General features: G+C 69.9%; 12 protein-coding genes and 1 pseudogene. 4 read left to right on the forward strand and 9 right to left on the reverse strand.

Annotated elements, in window-relative coordinates; translation table 11 throughout:
- Positions 1–36: 36 nt before the first annotated feature.
- Both MQN93_RS05025 and MQN93_RS05030 read right to left on the reverse strand, forming a co-directional pair.
- The gene (locus MQN93_RS05025) at positions 37–1224 is read right to left on the reverse strand and encodes a fumarylacetoacetate hydrolase family protein (RefSeq protein ID WP_242708460.1); all 1188 of its coding nucleotides are present in this window, start codon (positions 1222–1224) and stop codon (positions 37–39) included.
- A gap of 46 nt (positions 1225–1270) precedes the next feature.
- Positions 1271–3007 (reverse strand): IlvD/Edd family dehydratase, encoded by a 1737-nt coding sequence (locus MQN93_RS05030; protein ID WP_242708461.1) that lies wholly within the window; start codon positions 3005–3007, stop codon positions 1271–1273.
- A gap of 103 nt (positions 3008–3110) precedes the next feature.
- Between MQN93_RS05030 and MQN93_RS05035 the strand changes: the two are divergent.
- Positions 3111–3853 (forward strand): annotated as a pseudogene (locus tag MQN93_RS05035) (FadR/GntR family transcriptional regulator).
- Positions 3854–3864: 11 nt separating this feature from the next.
- Here MQN93_RS05035 and MQN93_RS05040 read toward each other — a convergent pair.
- On the reverse strand, positions 3865–5340 hold the full coding sequence (locus tag MQN93_RS05040; RefSeq protein WP_242708462.1) for a glycosyltransferase family protein: 1476 nt from the start codon (positions 5338–5340) through the stop codon (positions 3865–3867).
- Positions 5341–5468: 128 nt separating this feature from the next.
- Between MQN93_RS05040 and MQN93_RS05045 the strand changes: the two genes are divergently transcribed.
- Together MQN93_RS05045 and MQN93_RS05050 are read left to right on the forward strand one after the other, a co-directional pair.
- Positions 5469–6149: a response regulator transcription factor gene (locus MQN93_RS05045; RefSeq protein WP_016431291.1), complete on the forward strand. Its 681-nt coding sequence runs from the start codon at positions 5469–5471 to the stop codon at positions 6147–6149.
- Positions 6136–7611 carry a sensor histidine kinase gene (locus MQN93_RS05050; RefSeq protein ID WP_242708463.1) on the forward strand — a complete coding sequence of 492 codons (1476 nt, stop codon included), beginning with the start codon at positions 6136–6138 and terminating at the stop codon, positions 7609–7611. The genes MQN93_RS05045 and MQN93_RS05050 overlap by 14 nt, the downstream gene beginning before the upstream one ends.
- A gap of 331 nt (positions 7612–7942) precedes the next feature.
- On the opposite strand, the gene MQN93_RS05055 is transcribed toward MQN93_RS05050, so the two are convergent.
- The 4 genes from MQN93_RS05055 to MQN93_RS05070 all read right to left on the reverse strand — a co-directional run bounded on the left by MQN93_RS05055 (position 7943) and on the right by MQN93_RS05070 (position 12873).
- On the reverse strand, positions 7943–9382 hold the full coding sequence (locus MQN93_RS05055; protein WP_242708464.1) for a GH1 family beta-glucosidase: 1440 nt from the start codon (positions 9380–9382) through the stop codon (positions 7943–7945).
- An 88-nt stretch (positions 9383–9470) separates the two neighbouring features.
- The gene (locus tag MQN93_RS05060; RefSeq protein WP_242708465.1) at positions 9471–10391 is read right to left on the reverse strand and encodes a carbohydrate ABC transporter permease; all 921 of its coding nucleotides are present in this window, start codon (positions 10389–10391) and stop codon (positions 9471–9473) included.
- A gap of 12 nt (positions 10392–10403) precedes the next feature.
- Entirely contained in the window at positions 10404–11399 is a 996-nt protein-coding gene (locus MQN93_RS05065) for a carbohydrate ABC transporter permease (protein WP_016431287.1), read from the reverse strand.
- 163 nt (positions 11400–11562) lie between these two features.
- The gene (locus MQN93_RS05070) at positions 11563–12873 is read right to left on the reverse strand and encodes an ABC transporter substrate-binding protein (RefSeq protein ID WP_242708466.1); all 1311 of its coding nucleotides are present in this window, start codon (positions 12871–12873) and stop codon (positions 11563–11565) included.
- 312 nt (positions 12874–13185) lie between these two features.
- Here MQN93_RS05070 and MQN93_RS05075 point away from each other — a divergent pair, with 312 nt between their 5' ends.
- A complete protein-coding gene (locus MQN93_RS05075) occupies positions 13186–14196 on the forward strand; it encodes a LacI family DNA-binding transcriptional regulator (RefSeq protein WP_242708467.1) in 1011 nt (336 codons plus the stop codon).
- Positions 14197–14903: 707 nt separating this feature from the next.
- Here MQN93_RS05075 and MQN93_RS05080 read toward each other — a convergent pair.
- Positions 14904–15341 (reverse strand): hypothetical protein, encoded by a 438-nt coding sequence (locus MQN93_RS05080; protein WP_016431284.1) that lies wholly within the window; start codon positions 15339–15341, stop codon positions 14904–14906.
- A 138-nt stretch (positions 15342–15479) separates the two neighbouring features.
- Complete coding sequence (locus MQN93_RS05085) at positions 15480–16535, reverse strand: cation diffusion facilitator family transporter (RefSeq protein ID WP_242708468.1); 1056 nt, start codon at positions 16533–16535, stop codon at positions 15480–15482.
- Between the last annotated feature and the right edge of the window lie 102 nt (positions 16536–16637).

Consider the following 16637-nt stretch of genomic DNA (forward strand, 5'->3'; position numbering starts at 1 on the left):
GCGCTGCGCACACCCGCCGCCGGGGCCGGCACGGGCTCACAGCACCCCGCGCCGGGCCAGGTTGTGCATGAGGGCCCGTACGCCGTACGTCCAGGGCGGGGCCTGCTCGCTGGGGACGACGGTGTTGACGAGGGCACCGAGGCGGGGGCTGGAGATCCGTACGATGTCGCCGTGCTGGTGGGTGAAGCCCGCGCCGGGTGCGTGGCGGTCCTCGGTGGGGGCGAACAGCGTTCCGGTGAACAGCACGAAGCCGTCCGGGTATTGATGGTGCGCGCCGTGCGTGGCGGCCACCAGGTCCAGTACGTCACGGCTGATCTCGCGCATGGAGCTGTGGCCGTTGAGGACGTAGCCGTCCGGGCCGTCGACGCGCAGGTCGATGTCGAGCCCGCGTACGGTGTCGAGGTCGAAGCCGTCGTCGAGCAGGCGGACGAACGGGCCTATCGCGCAGGAGGCGTTGTTGTCCTTGGCGCGGGACAGCAGCAGCGCGCTGCGTCCCTCGATGTCGCGGAGGTTGACGTCGTTGCCGAGCGTCGCGCCGCGTACCCGGCCGCGCGAGTCCACGACGAGGACGGCCTCGGGTTCGGGGTTGTTCCACACCGACGCGCCGAGCACACCGATGTCGGCCCCGGTGCCGACCGCGGACAGCACCGGGGCCTTGGTGAACACCTCCGGGTCCGGCCCGATGCCGACCTCCAGATACTGCGACCACAGCCCCTCGGCGACCAGGAGTTGCTTCGCCTTGTCCGCCTCCGGCGATCCGGGACGGATGCCGTCGAGCGTGCCGCCCACCAGCTGCCCGACGCGCTGCCGCACCCGGGCGGCCTGCGCCGGATCGCCGCCCGTGCGCTCCTCGATGACGCGCTCCAGCAGACTTTGGGCGAAGGTGACGCCCGCGGCCTTGATCACCTGCAGATCGACGGGGGCCAGCAGGTGCGGAACGTCACGGCGCCCGGCCGGGGCCCGGAGCAGTTCGTCGAGATGCCAGGTGGTCCCGCCGTCGGCCTCGCGGACGACCGCGGCCGCGTCGTCGCGTTCCAGCAGGTCGGAGACGGTTGGTGCGACGGCCGTCAGATCGACGACCCGCTCGCCGCGGACCGCGGCCACGCACGGTCCGTCCGACTCCGGATCGTGGACCCGTGCGACCAGGGCGGCGTGACCGGCGTCCTCGGGCAGGACGGAGGCGGCGGTGAGGACGGGGCGGGGACGCGCTGCTGCCGATTCCACGATCGATGCTCTCCTGGGTTCGAGGTGTTGGGGAACCGGGTCCGGCTCAGTGGGAGTCGCGGGGGACCTCGTGGCCGCGGCTTCCGCGCAGGAAACCGAAGTCGGCGCCCCGGTCGGCCTGTTCCACGTGCTGGGTGTAGAGCCAGGCGTAGCCGCTGGTGTGCCGCTCGGCGGGTGCCTTCCATGCCTCACGGCGCCGGGTGAGCTCGGCGTCGTCCACGTCCAGGTCCAGCGTGCGGTTCGGGACGTCGAGGACGACTACGTCACCGTCGCGCACCAGGGCGAGGGGTCCGCCGACGGCGGCCTCGGGCGCCACGTGCAGGACCACCGTGCCGTACCCGGTGCCGCTCATCCGGCCGTCGCAGACGCGGACCATGTCCGTGACCCCGGCCTTCAGCAGCTTGGCGGGCAGCGGGACGTTGGAGACCTCGGGCATGCCGGGATAGCCCCTGGGTCCTGCGTTGCGGATGACGATGACGGTGTTCTCGTCGACGTCGAGCTTCGGGTCGTCGGCGACCGCGTGGTAGGCCTCGGGGGAGTCGAAGACGCGTGCCGGACCGCGGTGGGTGAGCAGGTGGGGCGAGGCGGCGGACTGCTTGATCACCGCACCGTCGGGGCACAGGTTGCCGCGCAGGACGGCGGTACCGGTGCCGGCCGGCTGGAAGGGGGCGTCGAGGCCGGTGATGACGTCGGTGTTGTCGTTCTCGGCGTCGGCGACGTTCTCGGCGACGCCGCGTCCGGTGACGGTGATCTGCTCGCCGTGCAGCAGCTCGCCGCGGAGCAGTTCGGCCATGACGGCGGGCAGCCCGCCCGCGTAGCAGAAGTCCTCCATGAGGTACGTGCCGCTGGGCATCAGGTTGACCAGGGTCGGCACCGCGCGGACCAGTTCGTCGAAGTCCTCCAGGCCCAGGTCGACGCCGACGCGTCCGGCGAGGGCGGTGAGATGGATGATGGCGTTGGTGGAGCCGCCGATGGCCGCGTTGACCCTGATGGCGTTCTCGAACGCCTCCCGGGTCAGGATCCGCGAGGGGCGCAGCTCCTCCTCCACCATCGCGACGATGCGCTGCCCCGCCGACTGCGCGATCTCCATCCGCCGGGAGTCGACCGCGGGCCAGGCCGCCGAGCCCGGCAGCTGCATCCCGAGCGCCTCGGCCATGCAGGCCATCGTGGAGGCGGTGCCCATGGTCATGCAGTGGCCGTTGGAGCGGGCCATGCAGCCCTCGGCGAAGAAGCACTCCTCCTCGGTCATCCGGCCGGTCTTCAGGTCCTCCTCGAACTTCCACACATGGGTGCCGGATCCCACGTCCTTGCCGCGGTACTTGCCGTTCAGCATCGGCCCGCCGGTGACCATGACGGAGGGCAGGTCGACGCTGGCGGCGCCCATGAGCATGGCGGGGGTCGTCTTGTCGCAGCCGGACAGCAGGACCACTCCGTCGAGCGGGTTGGCCCGGATCAGCTCCTCGACCTCCATGGCCATGAGATTGCGGTACAGCATGGCGGTGGGGCGCATCAGGGTCTCGCCGGTGGCCATGGTGGGGAACTGCAGCGGGAAGCCGCCCGCCTGCCACACTCCGCGCTTGACGGCCTCGGCGACGCGGGTCAAGTGAGCGTTGCACGGGGCGAGTTCGGAGGCGCTGGTCGCGATGCCGATGACGGGGCGGCCGTCGAAGACCTCGTGCCCGAATCCCTGGTTGCGCATCCAGGAGCGGTACACCATCCCGCCGCGGCCACTCGCACCGAACCATGCCTGGCTGCGACGGCTCGTCCTGTTCCCGTCGTTCATGTAGCTACTCCCGTGGCTCTCGCGTCGGCTGGTTCGCGATGGGGCGGTGTCGTGGGGGACCGTCAGGCCGTAGCCTGGACACAATCATTAAATGATTCGATGAATGACGTCCAGGGGTGAACACAGATCGTGGTGCACTTCCCGACCACGCATGAGCGAGTGGTCGACGAACTCGGCCGGCGCATCGTGGGCGGAGCGTGGGAACCGGGGCACGCGCTGCCGGTCGAAGACCTGCTCGCGGCCGACATCGGCGTCAGCCGGGGCGCGTTGCGGGAGGCGGTCAAGGCTCTGGTGGCCAAGGGAATGCTGCGGGTACGCCCGCGCACCGGCACCCGCGTACTGCCCCCGGAGCACTGGAACCACCTGGACCGTGACGTACTGCGCTGGAAACAGGCCGGGGACGCCGCGGCCCTGCTGCGCGACACCGGTGAACTGCGCAGGATCGTCGAGCCCGAGGCGGCCCGGCTCGCCGCCGTCCGGGCCCACCCCGACGACGTACGAGCCCTGTACGACGCCCTGGCCGCCATGGAGGCCGCAGCGGCGGAACCCGGCCGCAGCGGCTACATCGAGGCCGACATCGCCTTCCACCGGGCCCTGCTCGACGCCGGCGGCAACCGTCTGCTCGGCTCACTGGGCCGCGCCATCGAGATCGCGCTGGAACACAGCTTCGTCGTCAGCACCCAGACCCCGGGCGCGGTGGAAGCCTCGCTGCCCGGCCATCGCGCCATCGTGGAGGCGGTGGCGGCCGGCGATCCGGCGGCGGCGACGGCCGCCGTACTGGCCGTGGTCGACGCCGCCGAACGGGAGATCGCCCAATCACCGGGGCTGCCGCGTGACGCCGTATGACCTGCGGCGGGCTACGGGTCGTGTTCTCGGACATAGACGGTGACTCGCGCCCCGTGGACATGAGTTGTTCCGTAGGCGCGGAAGTGGCGTCGCAGGGTGCTTGTTTTCGCTTGCTCCTGCGGGCTGGTCAGCGAATGCGCACCCGCCGCGCGGACCACGACGATCCGGTCGAATGCCAGCATGCGTGCCGCGATCTCCCGGGCGGGGAGCTCGACACCTGCGAGTGTGTTCGACGAAACGGGATCCTGTGCCAAGGCGAGATCTGTCAGAAAACGGGTGTCCTCGGGGTTGGCCGCGGTCAAGATCCGTTGCCGGCCGGAGAGATAGAGCAGCCCGTCGCCGGGACGGCCTTCCTTGCGTACGGCGGCGGCGATGGCGGTGACGTCATTGCTCCGACTCTGGGGCGTCCGCAGCGAAACGCTCGGCGGGACGAGCGCGGCCAGTACGGCAACCGCCGCGAGCCACGCATTGCGGGAAGACCTCTGCCGCCGGTGGAAATAGTCCATCCGGGCGCCCAGCAGCAAGGCGATTCCGATATTGCTGTAGAGCACATACCGGTCGACGAAAAGCGGCTTGACCAGGGAGGCGATCAGCAGCAGAAGGCCCGGAAGCACAAGAATCGGTACAGCCAGCGCGGAAAGCCGTACGGGTCCCCGCACCCCCAGGGGTACTCGGGCACACGCGACGCCCACGACCGCCACGATCAGGAGATAACGCAGCCGCACCGGTCCGTCGATCCAGGCCACCTGCCCCGACTGCCCCGCACTGCAGATCGCCGGCGGCAACAGCCCGGCCACAACACCCACGGCAGCCGCACTCCACGCCTTCAGCACCGGTCGTGGAACACGGGAGACGACCAGTGTGACGCCATGTGCGACCAGGGCGAGGACCGCGAACTCATGGAGCAGACAGGCCAGCAGCATGGTGGAGCCATAGACCGCCCACCGCCACCGGGCGCGATGCGGGACGCCGGTCACCAGCGCATGGGTGGCCCAGGTGACCAGGGCACAGACCATGGCGTACGAGCGGCCTTCCTGCGCGTACTTCTGCACCTGGGGGAGGAGTGGAAACACCAGCCCGGCCAGCAGTCCGGCCCGGGGCCCCGCCAGGCGTAGCCCCACAAGCCCGACTCCGCTCGCCGCCACCGACATCGCCAGCACGGACGGCAGCCGCAACGTCAGCAGCCCTCCGCCGAAGAGGCCGTAGAGCTCGTGCATCACGGCGTAGTAGAGGGCATGGACCAGATCAACGTGCTGGGCGGTGAGCCATATCTGCGAAAGATCGCGATGCGCGAGCAGATAGGTGACGGACTCGTCCCCCCACAAGGTGTTCTGCCTGCGGATGCCCCAGAGCCCCAGAGCGATGGTCAGCGACCAGGGCGCGATGACGACAACGGCTGTGGCCGGGCCCGGATTTCGCCGACGGGCGGGTGCGGGAGGGGAAACCGTCCTGGCCACGGCGGCGGGAACATGTTCAGCAACTGGCATCGGCAGAAGGGCCTTTCAGCAGCGGCGAAGAAGCTCCGCCAGCGTGCTCGGACCTCGTTGACCGTTCGCTGACCCAACCTGACCGGCCGATCAGGAAGGCGGCCCGGCGCTGTGCAAGGCTGCACCGCATGCGCATCCTGGTAGTCGAGGACGAGGTGGACCTCGCCCACACCCTGCACACCGGCCTCACCGCCGAGGGCTACAGCGTCGACCTCGCCCATGACGGCCGGCAGGGACTGTGGATGGCCCGGACCGGCGAATACGCCCTGGTCGTCCTGGACTTGATGCTGCCCGGACTCAACGGCTACAAGGTCTGCGCCCAGCTGCGCCGGGAGGGCAACGCGACTCCCATCCTCGTACTCACCGCCAAGGACGGGGACTGGGACCAGGCGGAGGCCCTGGACACGGGGGCCGATGACTACCTGGCCAAACCCTTCTCCTACATGGTGCTCGTCGCACGGCTGCGAGCCCTGGTCAGACGAGCCGCCACGGTCGTCCCGCCCGTCCTCGCCGTGGGCGACCTGTCGTTGGACGTCGCCGCCCGGGTCTGCCGCCGGGCCGGGGTCCGGGTGGAGCTCACCCCCCGGGAGTTCGCCGTCCTGGAGCTACTGGCCCGCCGAGCAGGCCAGGCGGTGTCCAAAATGGATCTGCTCTATCACGCGTGGCCCGACGAAGCATGGGATCCCAACCTGGTCGAGGCGCGCGTCAGCACCCTCCGCAAGAAGGTGGACGCCGCGTTCCACCGGCAGTCCCTGCAGACCGTACGAGGCACCGGCTACCGACTGGTGGACGACCGTGAACGCGACTGAACCGCGGCGTCGTTGGTGGCCGCGTTCGGTACGGGCCCGCACGGCCCTGGCCGCCGCCTCGACCGCCGCCCTCATCCTGGTCGCCATCGGCTGGTGGCTGCACCACGACGTCTACCGCCAGGGCACGCGGATCGCCGAGAAACAAGCCGAGCAACAGCTCTGGGCTCTCGTCGACCAGCTGAACGAGGGGGTGGTTCCCGCTCACAGAGACACCGTGCTGCCGTACGAGGTCGTCGCCACCGGCCGACGCGCCGCTGTCGCCTACGGCGGAGGCATGGACGCCTTCGATCCCGGCACCCGCCATGTGCTGCCCGCCCCGGCGGAGGCCAGGGAGCCCGGAAGCCTGACGATCCTTCCCCTGCGCATACCGATGCGCGACTCCAGCTCCAGAGACAGATTCGGCATGGCCGGCAGAACCCGCACGGTCATGTTCGCCGACATCAGCGCCGATGAACTCGGCAGCGACAAAGTCGCCGCTCTGGGCGTCACGACCGACGCCCACCTGCGGGTCTATGTAGTGGTGCTCCCGCGAACAGCCGAGGACATGGCCAGGACCACTGACCTCCTGCTGCTGCGGGCCGGGCTCGTCGGCCTCGTACTGATCGCCGCCGTCACCTACTTCGCGGTCCGTATCGCGCTGCGGCCGGTCGAGGCCATCCGCGTCCTCACCGCCTCGGTCACCGCGACCGACCCCCGTGAACGCGTCACCGTCCCCGCCACGGGACACGAGATCACCGCCCTGGCCACCACCATCAACGCCACCCTCCAACGCCTCGACACCGCCGCCGCCCAGCAACGCCGCTTCGTCGCCGATGCCGCCCACGAACTACGCAGCCCCCTGACCACCCTGCTGGCCAGTCTGGAAGTCGCGCTCGCCTACCCGGAACGCACCGACTGGCCCGCCGCGGCCACCACCGCCGCACGACAGACCCGCCGCCTCCAGGCGCTCGCCGAAGACCTGCTGCTGCTCGCCCGCCTCGACACCCGCACCCCCGTGACCGGCCCCGAGACCGTCGACCTGACAGCACTCGCCTCCCGGCTGACCGAGCAATACCCCCTCACCGAACGGCCGTTGACCCTCACCTGCGACAGCACCGCCCCCGCGCACGCCCACGGAAACCCCGACGAGTACGAACGGCTGCTGCGCAACCTCATCGACAACGCCGCCCGCCACGCCGCACACCGCATCCAGATCACCATCCGGAACCAGGACGACTGGGTCGTCCTCACGGTGCACGACGACGGGCCGGGCGTGCCCGCAGAGGACGCGGAGCGCATCTTCGAACGCTTCGTCCGGCTCGACGACGCCCGTTCCCGCGACGACGGTGGCACCGGCCTGGGCCTCGCCATCGCCCGCGATCTGGCCGACCGCCACGGAGGCACCCTCACCCTCGCCCCCCGGACCCTCGGAGCATGCTTCCGGCTACGCCTTCCCCGAGCTCGCACTCCGGCCGAGAAATAAGGCGCCTCACGGCGGCAGCCCTTCAGAACCGGAAGAATCAGCACGAGATCACCCGCTGGAGCGGCTGCCGATCGACTGGCGGCCGGAGCCCGGGACCGCAGCGGGCCCGGGCTCCGGCCTTGTCCTTCGATCCGCTTCGAGGAGGGGACTCGACGGCTCGCAGGACATCCCGCGCAAGGCCCAGGGGGGCGGGTCTCACGCGCACGGCCGCCGTCAGCGCCGACTCCGGCGGTGGTCGCGCCCGTCCGGGTACCCCAATTCCCTTGCCTCATGCCGCAGTTGTGGGACGCAGGTGGAGCCGTGCAGTCCGCTTGCGTCCCGGTGGGCTCGGTCAGGCGGCGGGCAGGGTGCCGGTGCGGGCGACCTGGGCGTACCAGCGGGCGCTGGCCTTGGGGATGCGGGTGCCGGTCGGGTAGTCGACGTAGACGGCCCCGAAGCGCTTGCTGTAGCCGTAGCCCCATTCGAAGTTGTCCAGCAGGGACCACAGGAAGTAGCCGCGTACGTCCGCGCCGTCCTCGATGGCCTGGTGCACGGCGGCCAGGTGGCCGCGTACGTAGGCGATGCGGTCGGGGTCGTTGACCTGGCCGGAGGGGTCGGCGTAGTCGTCGAAGGCGGCCCCGTTCTCGGTGACGACCAGGGGCAGGGTCGGGAACTGGGACGACAGCCGGGTCAGGAGGTCGTAGAGGCCCGTGGGGTCGACGGCCCAGCCCATGGCGGTGGTGTCGCCGGGCGGCTGGTGGAAGGCTACCTGGTCCGCTCCGGGCCAGGGGCTGTGCGAACTCCTGCCGTGACCGTCCGCGTTGTGCGTGCCGCTGCCGTCGGCCTCCGAAACCACCGTGGGCGTGTAGTAGTTGATGCCGAGGAAGTCCAGCGGCCGGCTGATCTGCTCCAGGTCGCCGTCGCGTACGAAGGACCAGTCGGTCAGCGTCGCCGTGTCCTTGAGCAGGTCCTCCGGGTACGCGCCCTGCAGCATCGGCCCGGTGAAGACCCGGTTGGCGAGCGCGTCGATCCGGCGGGCGGCGTCCGTGTCGGCGTCGCTGCCCGTGAGCGGGCGTACCTCGTGGAAGTTCAGCGTCACCGAGCACTGGGCGTTCGAGGGCAGCGCGGCGCGCAGCGCCTGGACGGCCAGGCCGTGCCCCAGGTTGAGGTGGTGGGCGGCGCGCAGGGCGGCCACCGGGTCGGTGCGGCCGGGGGCATGGACGCCGGAACCGTAGCCGAGGAAGGCGCTGCACCAGGGCTCGTTGAGCGTGGTCCAGGTCTTCACCCGGTCCCCGAGCGCGTCCGCGGCGATGGCCGCGTATTCGGCGAACCGCTCGGCCGTGACCCGCTCGGGCCAGCCGCCCGCGTCCTCCAACTCCTGCGGCAGGTCCCAGTGGTAGAGCGTGGCCACGGGCGTGATGCCCTTGGCCAGCAGCTCGTCGGCGAGACGGCGATAGAAGTCCAGGCCCTTCTGGACGGCGGGGCCGCGGCCGGTGGGCTGGATGCGGGGCCAGGCCAGGGAGAACCGGTAGGCGCCCAGGCCCAGTTCGCCCATGAGCGCCACGTCCTCACGCCAGCGATGGTAGTGGTCCGTGGCGATGTCGCCGGTGTCGCCGTTGCGGACCCGGCCGGGTGTGTGGGCGTAGGTGTCCCAGATGGAGGGGGTGCGGCCATCTTCGGCGGTCGCGCCCTCGATCTGGTACGAGGCGGTCGCGGAGCCCCACAGGAAGCCGTCGGGGAAGACGCGTGCCACGTCCGGGGCAGATCCGCCTTGTCGTGCTGCGGTGACCACGTAGATCCTCTCAAAGGGTGTGTCGCAAGGGTGAGTTGAAACCGGGATACGGACAGGGGGGTACAAGCAGGCGGCAGGCGGCTCGGGTTCAGCCCTTCACCGCGCCCGCCATGATCCCGCTGACGATCTGACGCCCGAAGACGATGAACATCGCCAGCAGCGGCAGGGTGCCGAGCAGTGCGCCCGCCATGATCAGTGACTGGTCGCGGACATAGCCCGCGCTGAGCTGGGTGAGGGCGACCGGGACGGTCGGGTTGGTCATGTCGAGCACCACGAACGGCCAGAAGAAGTCGTTCCAGGCGTGCACGAACGTGATCATGAACAGGACGGCCATCGCGGGCCGCGCGACCGGGAGCACGATGCTCCAGAAGATCCGCAGCGAGTGCGCCCCGTCCACCCGTGCCGCCTCGACGAGTTCGTCCGGCAGGGCCTCACCGAGGTACTGCCGCATGAAGAACACGCCGACCGCGCTCACCAGCGTCGGGAAGATGACGGCGGGCAACTGCTGCGCAAGACCGAGGTCGGACATCATCATGAACAGCGGTACGACACCGAGTTGGGGCGGCACCATCATGGTGCCGATCACCAGGGTGAGCAGGATGTTGCGGCCCTTGAAGCGCAGTTTGGCGAAGGCGAAGCCGGCCAGCGTCGCGAACAGCACCGTGGACAGCGCGATGACCCCGGCCACGATCAGGCTGTTGACCATGGCCTTGCCCATCGCCGCCTCGTCCCACGCGCGGGCGAGGTTGCTGAACAGGTTGGGGCCCGGCAGGAACGGCGGCGGGCTCTGGCTGACCCGGGTGTTGTCCGTGGAGGCCGCCACCATCGTCCAGTACAGCGGGAAGATCGACACGAGCGCCATGATCCCGAGCAGGACGTAGGCGAGCGGACCGGCGTGGTGCTGGCGGCCGGCACGTATGCGCAGCAGCCGGCGGCCGGCGCGCGGGGCTTTCGGGGCGGGGGTCCGGACCGGGGTGTCCGTGCGGACCGGAAGGGAGTTGACGGTCATGACGGCTCCAGGTCAGGGCGTGCGGGAGCGCAGCCGGCTGATCAGGCGCTGCGCCACGAAGACGAGGATGAGCAGCAGGAACATCGCCCAGGCGACGGTCGCCGCGCGGCCCATCTGGTAGTTCTTCCAGCCCTCCTCGTACAGCAGCAGACCCAGCGTCTGGTACTGGTTGTCGGCGCCGCCGGTGACGCCGTTGGGCCCCTGGCCGAAGATCAGCGGCTCACCGAAGAGCTGGGTGGCGCCGATGGTGGAGAGCACGATGGTGAAGACGATGGTGGAGCGGATCCCGGGCACGGTGACATGGGTGAACTGCTTCCATCGCGAGGCACCGTCGATGGACGCCGCCTCGTAGCGGTCGGCGGGGATGGCCTGCATCGCGGCCAGGTACAGCAGCGCGTTGTAGCCGGTCCAGCGCCAGATCACGATGGTCGAAATGGCCACCTGGGCGGGCCACTTGTTGGCCTCCCAGTCCAGCGGGTCGATGCCGACCCAACCGAGCACCCAGTTGATCATGCCGAAGTCGCGCTCGAAGAGCATCGTGAACACGAGGGCCGCCGCACCGACCGAGGTGGCGTACGGCACCAGCGACGCGACCCGGAAGAACAGCGAGGCGCGCATCCGGTAGTTGAGCAGGTGCGCCATGCCGAGCGCCATCAGCAGCTGCGGCACGGTGGAGATGACCCCGATGGTGATGGTGTTCCGCAGCGCGTTCCAGAACCGTGAGTCCTTGAACAGATCGACGTAGTTGTCGAACGCCACCCACTGCATGGAGTCGAGCGTGGCCAGCTCCACATGGTGCAGCGAGATCCACGCCGTGTAGATCAGGGGGTAGAAGCTGAACGCGGCGAAGACGACGAAGAACGGCGCGACGAAGGCGTACGGCGCGCCCTTGAGGTCGATCCGGTGCAGCAGCGCACCGCGCTTACGGCCGCTCTTCCCGTCGGGGCTTTTCGCGGGCGGGCCGGCACGCTCCTCGCCGGCCAGGGCGTTGGTGGTGGAGGTCGCCACCGAAGTTCCTTCCTGAATACGGACGTCCGAAGTGCGGATGCCCGACGTGCGGATGTCGGAGCCGGGCCCGGGCTGTCCGAGCGGAGCCCGGTTTGTCCGAGCGGGGCCCCGGGCGCGCCCGGCAGGGTGGGAGGCGCGCCCGGGGTGTCGTAGGACCCGAAGGTCAGCCGACCGCCTTGTCGATGCGGCTCGCGGTGGTCTTCCACGCCTTGTCCCGCGACTGGCCCTGCTCCACCAGGGCCAGACCCTGGGTGAAGGTGTCCTTGATCGTGCCGTCCTTGCGGCCGAGAACCTGCTTGTCGGGGATCTCCTGCGCGGCGGCACCGAAGATCTCGCCGATCGGCGCGTTGCTGAAGTACGCGGAGGTGACCTTCTTGACGTCCGCCCGCTCCAACGCCTGCTCGGAGGACGGGAAGTTGCCGAGCTTCTTGAAGATGTACGCCTGCTGCTCCGGCGCGGTCAGCCAGGCGACGAGCTTCTGCGCCTCAGCCTTCACCGGGCTCTTCTCCGTCACGCCGAGGAAGGAGCCGCCCCAGTTGGCGCCCTTGGGGGCCCGGGCGACATCCCACTTGCCCTTGTTCTTGTCACCGGCCTTCTCGCTGATGTGGCTCAGCATCCACGCCGGGCAGACCGCGGTGGCGAAGGTGCCGTTGGCCAGTCCCGGGTCCCAACCGGGCTGGAACTGGCGCAGCTTGGCGCTCAGCCCGGCGTCGGCGGCGTCCGCGGCAAGGTTCCAGGCCCGCTTGACGTCCGGGTTCTTGTCGTAGATCAGGTCGCCGTTCTCGTTGTAGTACTGCTGCGGGTAGCCATAGACCATGGCGTTGAACAGGCCGCTGACCGAGTCCGTGTAGGAGACCTTGCCGCCCTTGAAGTTTTTCTTGAAGGTGCGGCCGACCTGGACGTACTTCTTCCAGTCGCCCGCCCACAGCTTGGAGACCTGCTCGCGGTCGGTGGGCAGGCCGGCCTGGGCGAAGTAGTCCTTGCGGTAGCACACGGCCATCGGACCGGCGTCGGTGCCGAGGCCCAGCACCTTGCCGTCCTTGGTGGTGATCTGCGACTGCTTCCAGGGCAGGAAGTGGTCGGTGCCCGGCGTCTTGGAGAAGTCGGCGAACTTGTCGGCCTGGGTCTCGGTGATCTCCTTGGCCCGGCCGATCTCGATGCCCTGGATGTCCTTGAGGCCGTTGCCCGCGGCGAGATGGGTCTGCAGGGCGGTGTAGTAGGTCTGCTCGTCGCCGGCTATCTCGGCCTTGATCTCGACACCGGGGTTCTCCTTCTCGTACTTCTCGAGCAGGCCCGACTCCTTGAAGCCCATCACGCCGAACATGCCCATGGTGATGACGGTCTTGCCGTCCTTCTTGCCGCCGCCCGTGGCCGAGCCGTCGCTGCCGCCGCAGCCGGCGACGAGTGCCAGCGCACCCACGGCCGCGACTGCTGACGCCAGCCTCTTCCTGCCGAACGAACCGGGACTGCTCATGGATCTCCTCCTAGGCGGCGACGCAGACGTGCCGGAAAGGCGCGTTTTGCGGCGACAAATACGGCTCTGGTGAGAGGTGGGAACGTGCCCATCGATGCCCCAAAGAAAGGTGGGCACGTTCCCACCGATGCATGGCAGACTCACGCCACAGAGCCGATCTGTCAATGACTTGAAGACAACGAGCCCATATCGACCGGTCCCCGCCTTCATTTTTCTTGGCCGGCGCTTGGCCCGGCCGACAGCGGTGTCTGCAAGAATCGATGCTGGTCATCAGCGCGGCCGATGCCGCCGCGGCTGCCGGGAGGGGAGTGCATGGCTGGGAATCGCCGTCCGACGATCAAGACGGTCGCCGCCCGCGCGGGCGTGGGCAGGACGACGGTGTCCCGGGTCGTCAACGGCTCGGATCTGGTCAGCGCCGACGCACGCGCCAGGGTCCTGGCGGCGATCAAGGAGCTCAACTACGTCCCCAACACCGTCGCCCGCGGACTCGTCACCAGCCGCACCAACGCGGTGGCCCTGGTCATCCCCGAGTCGGCCAGCCGGCTCGGCTCCGAACCGTTCTTCGCCGCCCTGATCCGCGGCGTCAGCGAGGCCCTCGCCGACAACCGGACCCAGCTGCAGCTGATGCTCGTCCGCGACCAGGCCGAACGCGAACAGCTCACCGAGTCCGTGGCGGCACGCCGGGTGGACGGCGTCCTGCTGGTCTCCGTGCACGCCGACGACCCGCTGCCCGCGATGCTGGAGGAGATGGGCCTGCCGACCGTGCTGGCCGGGCGCCGCGACATCGGCGAACGGCTCAGCTATGTGCACGCCGACAACACCGGCGGCGCCGCCCAGGCCGTACGCCACCTGCTGGGCAGCGGACGCAGCAAGGTCGCCACCATCGCCGGGCCCCTGGACATGGACGTCGGCCGCAGCCGGCTGGAGGGCTGGCGCACCGCCCATCACGAAGCGGGGGTCACGGCAAGCCAAGTCCTGGTCGAGACGGGTGACTTCAGCTGGGAGAGCGGCCGCCGGGCCATGCATTCGCTTCTTGAACGCGCCCCCGACCTGGACGCCGTCTTCGCCGCCTCCGACCTCATGGCACTCGGCGCCCTCGACGAACTCCGCCGCCAGGGACGGGAAGTCCCCGGCGACGTCGCCGTCATCGGCTTTGAGGACTCCCTCGCCCGCTACGCCCACCCGCCGCTGACGACGGTGCGCCAGCCGGTGGAGGAGCTTGGGCGCACGATGGTGCGCATCCTCGCGGCGATCACCCAAGAGGGCGGGGCGCGGCAGCAGTTGATGCTGCCTACGGAGTTGGTGGTGCGGGAGTCGGCTTGATGGGCTGGGGTTTTTCGGGGGGCTGCGGGGTTGGGGTGCGGCGGGTCTGGGGTGCGGCAGTCTGGGGCGTGGCGGGTTCGTGGTTCGGCGGGTTTGCGGTGTAGCGAGTCTGGGGCGCGACGGGGCTGGGGTTCAGCGAGGTTGAGGCGTGGCGGGTTTGCGGTGTAGCGGGTCCGAGGTTACGGGTCTGTGGTGCAGCGAGTGCGAGGCGTGACGGATCTGGGACGCGGCGGGCTTGCGGTGCAGCGGGCGTGCGATGCAGTGAGTTTGAGGCGCGGCTGGCTTGCGCTTCAGCGGGTTTGGGACGCGGCAGTCTGCGGTGCAGTGGGTTTGAGGTGCAGTGGATGTGATGCGCGGCGGGTTTGATGTGCAGCGGGTTGGCGGCACGACGGGTGTGCAGTGCAGCGGGTTGGCGGCGCGGCAGCTTTGGGACGTGGCAGTTTGCGGTGCACTGGATGTGAGACGCGGCGGGTCTGTGGGGCGCGGGTCCGTGGCGGCGGGTCTGTGGCGGCGGGTCTGTAGGGCGCGGGTCCGTGGCGGCGGGTCTGTGGGGCGCGGGTCTGTGGGGCGGCGGGTCTGAGGCGGCTGGTCTGTGGGGCAAGCGGGTCTGAGGTGGCGGACCTGTGGGGCAGCGGGTTTGAGGCGCGATGGGCCTTAGGCGCAACAGGCCTGCGGCGTGACGGGTCTGCGGCGCAACAGGTCGGCGGTCAGCGGGGCTGTGGTGGGTTCTGATGGGGGTCGGGGTGTGTGGCGGGGGTGATGCGGCGGTAGGCGGCGCGGGCGTTGGCGACGCGGGCGGAGGCGGTGCCGACGACGGTGGCCGTCAGGAGGCAGCTGAGCCAGGCGAGGTCGCGTTCCGCAGCCCAGCTCAGTTCGCCGACGGGTGGTACGCCGAAGCTGTTGAGGAAGAGCCAGCACAGCAGCGCGGTGCCCGGGGCCGCGACGAACTTGGCCCACAGGCCGAGTGCGGCGGCGAGCAGTGACAGTGCGAGCAGGGCCAGCACCGGGCGGTCGGTGAGGCCGATCAGACCGAGGACCGGCATGAGCAGCAGCGCGCCGGCGAAGGCCACCGCCCAGATCCGCGGAGTGGCCACGGGTTTCGGTACGGCTCGTGCCCCGGTGCCGAGCTGCTGCCATACGATCACGTCCGCGGCTCCTCTCCGACACACGGCCGTACGTGGTCGAGAGCCTCAATGGACCACGCCTGACAGTGAATTCTCCCACTCCCGTTGATGCCGGTGGCCGCCTTGGACCGAACAGGCGCGGGCGCCCGGGAGCCGCGGTCAGTGCTCGTGCGGGCCGGGCCGGTGGACGGGGCCGTGGGCGTCGTCGCAGTGCTCCGTCGGCTCGGTCGACGCCGTGGTGATCTGCAGCAGCTCCTTGGCGTCGGTGTCCTCGCCGAGGTGGTCGACCTGGAGGGTGGCGTGGCCGATGCCGTGCTTGTCGCGCAGCAGCTGCTGCAGATGGCGGCGTACCGCGTGGCAGTCGCCGCCCGGTTCGACCAGGACGTGCGCGGAGAGTGCGGGCTCGCCGGAGGTGATGGTCCATACGTGCAGGTCGTGGATCTCCACGACCTGATGCTGCTCGGCGAGCTGGTCGCCGATCTCGTCGGGGTCGAAGCCGACCGGTGCGGCCTCCAGGAAGATCCGTCCCGAGTCGCGCACCAGCCCGTAGCCCGCCTTGAACATGAGCGCGACCACGACGAGCGTGGCGATGGCGTCGGCGCGGGCGAACCCGGTCAGTACGACGATCAGGGCGGCGACGGCCGTACCGATGAAGGCGAACAGGTCGTTGAGGATGTGCTGGTAGGCGCCCTCCACGTTCAGGGAGCTGCGGTTCGCCCGGGAGATGCACCAGGTGGCGACGACGTTGACGACGATGCCGGTGAGCGCGGTGGCCAGCATCAGCCCGCCCTCGACCTCGGGCGGGCTGACGAGCCGGCGGACCGCCTCGTACGCCAGCCAGGTCCCGAGCAGCAGCAGCGTCAGCCCGTTGGCCTGGGCGGAGAGGATCTCCGCACGCTTGAGGCCGTAGGTGAAGCCGCCGCGGGCGGGGCGGGCCGACAGCCGCATCGCGATGAGCGCGAGCACGATCGAGGCGGCGTCGGTGAGCATGTGCGCCGCGTCCGAGATCAACGCCAGGGAGCCTGCGAGGATGCCGACGACGACCTCCACCGCCATGAACACCGTGATCAGGGCGAGCGCGATGGCCAGCCAGCGACGGTCGGCGTCCGCCGAGACACCGTGCGCGTGCCCGGCATGCCCGCCCGCGCCGTGCCCATGATCGTCGTGGCCGTGGCCGTAGTGTCCGTGGCCCGGCTCGTGCTCGTGATCGCTCATGTTCTACGCCTTCCCCCTCGCATCGGTCCCCGGCCGCAGTGAAACGCATGATCGGGGCAATCGCCAAAGGCTGCACCGGTGACCGTTGTCATCTCCGTTAAC

Source organism: Streptomyces spinosisporus, from assembly GCF_022698145.1.
Lineage (GTDB): Bacteria > Actinomycetota > Actinomycetes > Streptomycetales > Streptomycetaceae > Streptomyces > Streptomyces spinosisporus.